The following is a 9,386-nucleotide window of genomic DNA, read 5'->3' as shown; positions in this document are numbered from 1 at the left end:
TACGGCCGCCCCGGACAGCGGGAGCCGTCCCTTCGACAACGTGTCCGACCGACTCCGCGAGGAACCGATACCGATGCTGATGACCGACGTCCTGATCGTGGGCTACGGCCCGGTCGGTGAGATGCTCACGATCCTGCTGGCGCAGCGAGGCCTCACCGTCACCGCGGTCGAGCGGTGGGCCACCCCGTACAACTTCCCGCGTGCCGTTTCGTACGACGGTGAGGCGAGCCGCATCCTGGCCGCCGCCGGGGTCGCCGACCGTCTCGGCCCGGTGGTGGAGTCGTCGGGGGAGTACACCTTCAAGAACGGCTTCGGCCGGACCCTGCTGCACGTCAAGGTGACCGGCGACGGCCCGATGGGCTGGCCCGACTCGGTCTCCTTCCACCAGCCCGGCCTGGAGGCGCTGCTCGCCGAGCGGGCAACGGAACTGCCGGGCGTCACGGTGCTGCGCCCGCACCAGGTGACCGCCCTGGCCGAGCACGACGACCGGGTCGAGGTCACCATCGCCGGGCCGGCGGGCGAGGAGGTCCGCGCGGCCCGCTGGGTGGTGGGATGCGACGGGGCCAACAGCTTCGTCCGGGAACACCTGGGCAGCGACGTCACCGACCTCGGCTTCACGTACGACTGGCTGGTCTGCGACGTGGTGCCGCACGAGACCCGCGAGTTCAAGCCGAACAACCTCCAGGTCTGCGACCCGGCCCGGCCACGCACCGCCGTGTCGGCCGGCCCGGGGCACCGGCGGTGGGAGTTCATGCGGGTGCCGGGGGAGAGCCGGGAGGAGTTCGAGAGCGTCGAGAGCGCCTGGCGGCTGCTCGGCCTCTTCGACATCACACCCGAGAACGCGACCCTGGAGCGGTACGGCGTCTACACCACCCAGGCGTGCTCGGCCGACCGCTGGCGCTCCGGCCGGATCCTGATCGCCGGTGACGCGGCGCACGTGATGCCGCCGTTCATGGGGCAGGGGATGAGTTCCGGCTTCCGGGACGCGCTCAACCTCGCCTGGAAACTCGACCTGGTGCACCGCGGCCTCGCCGACGAGGCCCTGCTGGACACCTACCAGGACGAGCGCTGCGCGCACGTGCAGCACGCCATCCGGATGTCGATCGACTCGGGCACGGTCATCTGCGAGACCGACCGCACCGCCGCGGCCGGCAGGGACGCCGCCATGCTCGCCGAACTGCGTCGTCGGACCACCCGGGTCCGCACCCGCTCACTGTTGGAGCCCCTGGCCGGCGGGATCCTGCACAGCCGTACGGCCGACGCCCCCGACGCCGACCCCCTCGCCGCCGGCGCCGGCGTACCGATGCCGCAGGGACGGGTCGAGGTCGACGGTCGCGCCGGGCTCTTCGACGAGGTCGTCGGGACCGGCTTCGCCCTGATCTGCGCCGAGGACCCCGATGGGCTGCTCGACGCGGATGACCGGGCCTTCCTGGACTCCATCGACACCCGGGTCGTCCGGATGGCTCCCGCCGGTGCCCCCGCCCCCGGGTCCGGCGCCGCGCTTACCGCGTTCGACCTCGACGACGTCTACCTGACCCACCTCAAGCGGTACGACGCCGTGGCGGTGCTCGTCCGGCCGGACTTCTACGTCTTCGGTACGGCGGCCGACCCGGCCGGTGTGCCCGCGCTCGTCGAGGACCTGCGTCGGCAGGTCCGGCGCGGCTGATCAACAGACCACCCACCGGAAGGAACACCTCATGTTCGACAACCTGAAGATCGCCGGCCGGGCGATCCGCACGGTCTTCACCGCCGACCCCGTCACCCGGGTCCGGCGCTTCTACGAGATCCAGTCGCCCGACGTGGAGTTCGCGGCCCGCCGTACCCACTACATGAACGTCGGCTACTGGGCCGACGGGGCGACCGACCTCGACACGGCGGCCGAGGCGCTGGCCGACAAGCTGGCCGACGCCGCCGGGCTCAAGCCCGACGACACCGTCCTCGACGTCGGCTTCGGCTACGCCGACCAGGACTTCACCTGGCTGCGCGACCGCCGGGTCGGCAAGGTGCACGGACTGAACATCACCCCGCACCACGTCGAGGCGGCGCAGCGCCGGGCGCAGGAGGAGGGACTCGCGGACCGGACCGACTTCCGGCTGGGCAGCGCCACCGAACTGCCCTTCGAGGACAACACCTTCGACCGGGTCGTGGCGCTGGAATCCGCCTTCCACTTCTACCCGCGCAGCGCGTTCTTCGCCGAGGCGCTGCGGGTGCTGCGCCCGGGTGGCGTGCTGGCCACGGCGGACATCATCCCGGTCAGCGCCGACGTTGTCCGGGCCGCCATCCAGTCCGGCCCGCTGAGCTTCGTCAAGTTCAGCATCCCCAAGGAGAACTGGCACGACCGGGAGACGTACCGGCAGCAGCTCGCCGAAGCCGGCTTCGACAACCCGGAGGTCCAGTCGATCAAGGACCAGACCTGGGAGGGCTGGCGGGCGTACATGGCTGACCGGACCAACGACCCCGAGTTCCGCGCCGCCGTCAAGCCCGCCGTACGCAAGAGCATGGCCTCGCACTGGAAGAACCAGGACCTGATGAAGCGCGAGCTGGCGCAGCTCGACTACGTGATCGCGGTCGGCCACAAGCGGTGACAACCCGCACCGACGAGGGGCCCGCCGTCCGGTTGTGGCAACCGGAGGACGGGCCCCTCGCCGGTGGATCAGACGGCCGGTGCCGCGCTCAGCGCGGTCGAGATTGCCCGCAGGACCGCCGGCTGGTGCTCGGCCAGGAAGAAGTGCCCGCCCGGATAGACCTTCAGGTCGAACGGCCCGGTGGTGTGGGTCGACCAGGCCCGGGCCTCCTCGACGGTCGTCTTCGGGTCGGCGTCGCCGGTGAAGACGGTGATCGGGCAGTTCAGCGGCGGGCCCGGCCGGTAGGCGTAGGTCTCCGCGGCCCGGTAGTCACTGCGGATCGCCGGCAACGCGGCTCGCAGCATCTCCGGGTCCCCGAGGACGGCCGAGTTGGTGCCGCTCAGCTTCCGGACGTCGGCCAGCAGGCCCTCGTCGTCGAGCAGGTGCACCGTCTCGTGCCGCGCCTGGGACGGCGCGCGACGGCCGGACGCGAACAGGTGCGCGGCCGTACCGCCGTCCTGCTCGATCAGCCGGGCGAGCTCGAAACCGACGCTGGCCCCCATGCTGTGCCCGAAGATGGCCACCGGCTCGCCCAGCCAGGGCCGCAGCACGGTGAAGACCTCCCGCGCGAGCTGGTGGACGTCCCCGATGCACTTCTCGTGACGCCGATCCTGCCGGCCCGGATACTGGATCGACAGCACCTCCACACCGGGGGAGAGGCTGCGGGAGACGGGAAAGTAGAAGCTGGCGGACCCGCCGGCGTGGGGCAGGCACACCAACCGCCTGGCGCCGCCCGGCGCCGGGTGGAAGCGTCGCACCCACAAGCCGTTGTCGGTATCTGGCGTGGTCATCCTTGGCGGTCCTTCCGGCGGCTGCGGTTCGCGACCGGATCGACTCAGACCCGGTCGAGGCGACGCTAGTGCGGTGGGTCGGGACGGGACACCCCTAGCTGGCCCGTTGCCTGGTTAGGGGTTGTCCGCGCTCGCGTACACCCAATAACTTCTCCCCGCAGATGGGGATCCTCGTGGCTATCGGCCGAGCGAGCCGAACGACAGATACAGGTGTCGTCTGAGACTACTGCGCATTCGTACCGTCGCATACGTCGAGTCTCCGCCGTGCATCGCGATGGGCTGGGTTGATGGACACCGAAGACAAGCTCCGGGAGTACCTGAAGAGAGTCACCGCCGACCTGCGGCGGACCCGGCAAAGGCTCCGTGACGTCGAGGCCGACGCACAGCAGCCGATCGCGATCGTCGGCACCGGCTGTCGGTTCCCCGGCGGGGTGCGGACCGCCGAGGAGTTGTGGGACCTCGTCGCGGCCGGTGGGGACGCCATCGCCTCGTTCCCCGACGACCGCGGTTGGGATCTGGACACGCTCTACGACCCGGAGCGGTCCCGCCCGGGCACCTCCTCGGTCCGCGAAGGCGGCTTCGTGCCCGACGCCGCCGAGTTCGACGCCCGGCTCTTCGGGGTCTCGCCGCGCGAGGCGCTGGCGATGGACCCGCAGCAGCGGCTGCTGCTGGAGACGTCGTGGGAGGCTGTCGAGTCGGCCGGCATCGATCCGACCAGCCTGAAGGGCGCCCGGGTCGGCGTCTTCGCCGGCATGACCCACAGCGGGTACGCCCATCCGCCGGAGACCCCGCCGGCGGGCGTCGAGGACTACCTGGGTCTCGGAAACGCGGGCAGCATCGCCTCCGGTCGGGTGTCGTACTCGTTCGGGTTCGAGGGGCCGGCGGTGACGGTGGACACGGCGTGTTCGTCGTCGTTGGTGGCGTTGCACCTGGCGGTGCAGGCGTTGCGGTCGGGGGAGTGTGACCTGGCGCTGGCCGGCGGTGTCACCGTGATGCCGACCCCGGCGGTGTTCGTCGACTTCACCCGGCAGGGCAACCTGTCCCCCGTGGCCCGGTGCCGGGCGTTCGCCGACGCGGCGGACGGCACGGCGCTCGCCGAGGGCGTGGGCGTGCTGCTGGTGCAGCGGTTGTCGGATGCGCGGCGTGATGGGCGTCGGGTCCTCGCGGTGGTGCGTGGTACGGCGGTGAACCAGGACGGTGCGTCGAACGGGTTGACGGCGCCGAACGGTCCGTCGCAGCAGCGGGTGATCCGTCAGGCCCTCGCGAATGCCGGGCTGGGCGTCGGGGACGTGGATGTCGTGGAGGCGCACGGCACGGGTACGACGTTGGGTGACCCGATCGAGGCGCAGGCTCTGTTGGCGACCTATGGGCAGGGTCGTGACGAGCCGTTGTTGTTGGGGTCGGTGAAGTCGAACATCGGTCACACCCAGGCTGCTGCCGGGGTGGCGGGGATCATCAAGATGATCTCGGCGATGCGGCACGGGACGGTGCCGGCGTCGTTGCATGTGGATGCGCCGTCGTCGCATGTGGACTGGTCGTCGGGTGCGGTCGAGTTGGTGACGCAGTCGCGGGCCTGGCCGGCGGTGGAGCGGGCCCGTCGGGCCGGGGTGTCGTCGTTCGGCATTTCCGGCACCAACGCGCACGTGATCCTGGAGCAGCCGGAGCCGGAGACCGAGCCGGATGCTGAGGTCGGGGCGGAGCCGGTGACCGCGACGGCGGCCGCGTCGCGGGCGGAGCCCGCGGGCACGCCTGTCGGGTTGCCGGTGCCGTGGATGGTGTCGGGGCGTTCGGAGCGGGGCCTGGCGGGTCAGGCGGCGCGGTTGGCGTCGTTCGTACGCGATCGTTCGGATCTGTCGGTGGCGGACGTGTCGTGGTCGTTAGCGACGACTCGGGCGGCGTTGGAGCACCGGGCGGTGGTGTGGGGCTCGGACCTGGACGAGTTGGTGGCGGGCCTGTCGGCGGTTGCCGAGGGCCGGTCGGCGGTGTCGGGTGTGGTGTCGGCTGGTCGTCGTGCGGTGTTGTTCACGGGTCAGGGTTCGCAGCGCGCCGGCATGGGTCGGGAACTGTACGACTTGTTCCCGGTCTTCGCCTCGACGTTTGACGAGGTGTGTGGGCGGTTCGACGGGCTGTTGCCGGGTGCGTTGCGGGACATCGTGTTCGCCGAGCCGGGCTCTGCGGATGCCGGCTTGTTGGATCAGACGGTGTTCGCGCAGGCGGGGTTGTTCGCGGTGGAGGTGGCGTTGTGGGAGCTGCTCACCTCGTGGGGTGTGCGGGCGGATTTCCTGGCGGGTCATTCGGTCGGTGAGGTGACGGCGGCGTACGTGGCGGGGATGTTGTCCCTGGCCGATGCGTGTGTGTTGGTGTCGGCGCGGGGCAGGTTGATGCAGGCGCTGCCGGCCGGTGGGGTGATGGCGGCGGTTGGTGCGCCGGAGGAGCAGGTCGCCGAGCTGATCGATTTCTCGGGTGTGGCGGTGGATGTGGCGGCGGTGAACGGGCCGTCGTCGGTGGTGGTGTCGGGTGTGGCGGGTGAGGTGGCGGTGGTGGTGACGGCCTCGCGTGAGCGGGGTTGGCGGGTCAAGGAACTCGCGGTCAGTCACGCGTTCCATTCGCGGTTGATGGATCCGATGCTGGACGAGTTCGCGTCGGTGGTGGCGGGGCTGTCGTGGCAGCCACCGAAGATTCCGATCGTGTCGAACGTGACCGGTGCCGTGGCCGACGCCGGTCAGATCACCGACCCCGCCTACTGGGTGCGGCATGTGCGGCAGCCGGTGCGGTTCGCCGACGCGGTGCGGACCCTCCACCAGCAGGACGTGACACAGTTCCTGGAAATCGGCCCGGACGCCGTACTGACCGCGATGGCGCAGGACTGCGTCGAGGCGACCGACGACGTCCGGTTCACCGCCACGCTACGTGCCGGCCACCCCGAGGCCGGCACCCTGCTCACCGCCGTGGCCGAGCGGTACGTCACCGGCGGCCACGTCGACTGGGCCGGGTACCTCGCCGGCACCGGAGCCCAGCCCCGCACGGTCGACCTGCCCACGTACGCCTTCGACCACCAGCGGTACTGGCTCAACGTCACCACCGGCGGCCTGGGGGCACCCGGGCTCGGCGTACGCGCCGTCGACCACGCACTGCTCGGCGCCGCCGTGCCGGTGGCCGGTGACGACGTGCGGATCTTCGGCACCGAGCTGTCCGCGCGGACCCACCCGTGGCTCGCCGAGCACGTCGTCTGGGACTCGGTGGTGGTGCCGGGCGCCGCCCTGGTCGAGATGGTCCTGCACGCCGGCGCGCAGGTCGGTTGCGACGCGTTGGACGAGCTGACCCTGCAGGCGCCGCTGACGCTCGCCGGGCAGGGCGCGCGGGCGGTGCAGGTGAAGCTGGGGGCGGCGGACGAGGAGGGACGCCGACCGGTCACCATCCACTCCCGCGCCGCAGCCGACCCCGACGGGGAATGGGACCGCCACGCCACCGGAGTCGTCTCTGCCGCCGCACCGCACCCCGACGGGCCAGACCCGTCCCCCTGGCCACCCCCCGCCGCCGCCCGCGTGCCGGTCGACACCGTCTACGCCGAACTGTCCCGTCTCGGCGTCGAGTACGGCCCGCTCTTCCGCGGCCTGCGCGCGCTCTGGCGTACCGGTGACGAGGTGTGCGCCGAGGTGGCGGTGCCCGACGGCACCGAGGTCGGCGGCTTCGGCATCCACCCCGCCCTGCTGGACGCCGCATTGCATGTCGTCGGCCTGCTCGACGAGGAACCGGAGGCGTCCGGCGTCCGGCTCCCCTTCGCCTGGACCGGCGTCACCCTCTCGGCGGTCGGCGCGACCGCGCTGCGGGTGCGCGCCCGGCGCAGCGGCGGCGGGGTCACCCTGACCCTGACCGATCCGACCGGCGCCCCCGTCGCCCGGATCGCCTCGCTGGTCTCCCGCCCGGTGACCGCCGACCAGGTACGCGGTGCCGGGACCACCGTCGACTCACTCTTCGACGTCGCCTGGCAGGCCGTGCCTTCGGGTGCCCCGACGACGGCCCGCACGGTGCTCCTCGGTGCCGGCCCGTCCGGCCCGGGCGACCTCACCAGGCACGGGCTCACCGAACTGGCCGAGGCGGTCGGGTCCGGCCGGCTCGACCCGGACCTGGTGCTGCTCCCGGCCTATTCCGACGACGAGGCCGACCCGGTCCCCACCGGCACCCGGACCCGGCTCGCCACCGTGCTCACCGCCGTGCAGGGCTGGCTGGCCGACGACCGGCTGGCGGACCGGCGGCTGGTCGTGCTGACCCGGGGGGCGGTCCCCGCCGGCGACACCGGCAGGGTGACCGACCTGCCCGGTTCGGCGGTCTGGGGCCTGCTCCGGTCGGCCCAGGCGGAGCACCCCGACCGCTTCGTGCTCGTGGACCTCGACGAGGCGCAGCGACCGGAGCCCGACGGGGCCGCCGGCACGGTCGACCTGGCCGCCGGCACGGTCGACCTGGCCGCCGGCACGGTCGACCTGGTGGCCCGCGCGGTCGCCACCGGCGAACCCCAGCTCGCGATCCGGGGTGACCGGGTGCTCGCGCCCCGGCTCGCGCCCGCCGCCCTCGATCCGGCGCTGGGCGCCGAACTCGACCCCGACGGGACGGTCCTGGTCACCGGCGCCACCGGCGCCCTCGGTGGCCTGCTGGCCCGACACCTGGTCGCCGCGCACAAGGTGCGCCACCTGCTGCTGGTCAGCCGGCGGGGGCCGGACGCCTCCGGCGCGGCGGAGCTGCTGACCGAGTTGACCGCGCTGGGCGCGCAGGCCCGGCTGGTGGCCGGCGACGTGGCGGACCGGGACTGTCTCGCCGCGCTGTTGACCGGCGTCCCCGCCGAGCACCCACTCACCGGCGTGGTGCACGCCGCAGGCGTCCTCGACGACGCGGTGATCTCGGCGCTGACCCCCGAGCGGATGTCCGCCGTGCTGTCCGCCAAGGCCGACGCCGCCTGGCACCTGCACGAGCTGACCCGAGGGCGCGGCCTGTCGATGTTCGTGCTCTTCTCGTCGGTCGCCGGCATCCTCGGCGGCCCGGGACAGGGCAACTACGCCGCCGCGAACGCGTTCCTCGACGGCCTCGCCCACCATCGGCACGCCTCGGGTCTCGCCGCCACCGCCCTGTCCTGGGGGCTCTGGGCCGAGGACAGCGGGATGACCGGTGGCCTCGACGCCGCCCAGCGGCAACGGATGAGCCGCAACGGCCTCAACCCGCTCGACACCGCTCAGGCGCTCGACCTGTTCAGCGCCAGCCTGCGCGGTGGCCGCGCCCACCTGGTGCCCGCGCTGCTCGACACCGCCGCGCTGCGCCGCCAGTCCGACACCGGCCAGCTCCCGGCACCGCTGCGTGGCCTGGTCCGGGCCCGCCGTCGGGTGCTCGACGTCGGCGGCGACGCCGGTCCGTCCTTCCCGCAACGGCTGGCCGGCACGCCGGAGGCCGAGCGCGGCCGGCTGGTGGAGGAGCTGGTCAAGGCGCAGGTAATCGAGGTGCTCGGCTACCCGTCGTCCACCGTCATCCCGTCCGGGCAGACGTTCACCGGCCTCGGCTTCGACTCGCTGACCGCGGTGGAGCTGCGCAACCGGCTGACCACCGTCACCGGAATCCGGCTGCCGGCGAGCCTCATCTTCGACAGCCCGACGCCCGCCGCGCTGGCCGACTTCCTGCTGGCCGACGTCGCGCCGCCCGCGCCCGCGTCGGGCCTGCTGACCGAGTTGGACCGGCTGGAGGCCGCGTTCGCCGCGACCGAACCGGACGAGCTGGAACGGCTCGCCGCCGACGACGAGACACGTACCGCCGTGGCGGTCCGCCTCCGGGCACTGGTCACCAGGTGGAGCGACGCCACCGACCGGTTGGCCGACGTCAGCCAGGCCATCGACGATGCCTCGGACGACGAGCTGTTCGACTTCATCGACCAGAAGTTCGGCCGATCCTGACCACGAGTCCGCCGCTTGCCCCTTAGCGACAGGTGATC

4 protein-coding genes are annotated in these 9,386 nt (G+C 72.5%); 3 read left to right on the top strand and 1 reads right to left on the bottom strand.

All coding sequences use genetic code 11. The annotated features are described in order from the left end of the window. Window positions 1-40 precede the first annotated feature (40 nt). Window positions 41-1,666 (top strand): bifunctional 3-(3-hydroxy-phenyl)propionate/3-hydroxycinnamic acid hydroxylase MhpA, encoded by a 1,626-nt coding sequence (mhpA, locus tag GA0070608_RS27525; protein ID WP_245715971.1) that lies wholly within the window; start codon window positions 41-43, stop codon window positions 1,664-1,666. Window positions 1,667-1,697: 31 nt separating this feature from the next. Continuing rightward, complete coding sequence (locus tag GA0070608_RS27520) at window positions 1,698-2,585, top strand: SAM-dependent methyltransferase (RefSeq protein WP_091631592.1); 888 nt, start codon at window positions 1,698-1,700, stop codon at window positions 2,583-2,585. A 68-nt stretch (window positions 2,586-2,653) separates the two neighbouring features. On the opposite strand, the gene GA0070608_RS27515 is transcribed toward GA0070608_RS27520, so the two are convergent. Continuing rightward, window positions 2,654-3,415, bottom strand: coding sequence for a thioesterase II family protein (locus tag GA0070608_RS27515; protein WP_091631589.1), 762 nt, complete (start codon window positions 3,413-3,415; stop codon window positions 2,654-2,656). Between the two features lie 284 nt (window positions 3,416-3,699). Between GA0070608_RS27515 and GA0070608_RS27510 the strand changes: the two genes are divergently transcribed. Then, window positions 3,700-9,348 carry a type I polyketide synthase gene (locus GA0070608_RS27510; RefSeq protein WP_091631585.1) on the top strand — a complete coding sequence of 1,883 codons (5,649 nt, stop codon included), beginning with the start codon at window positions 3,700-3,702 and terminating at the stop codon, window positions 9,346-9,348. The last annotated feature ends 38 nt before the right edge of the window (window positions 9,349-9,386 follow it).

This window comes from Micromonospora peucetia (genome assembly GCF_900091625.1).
Lineage (GTDB): Bacteria > Actinomycetota > Actinomycetes > Mycobacteriales > Micromonosporaceae > Micromonospora > Micromonospora peucetia.
Note: the sequence above shows the minus strand (reverse complement) of the source record. Positions and strands in the feature narration are given on the sequence as shown.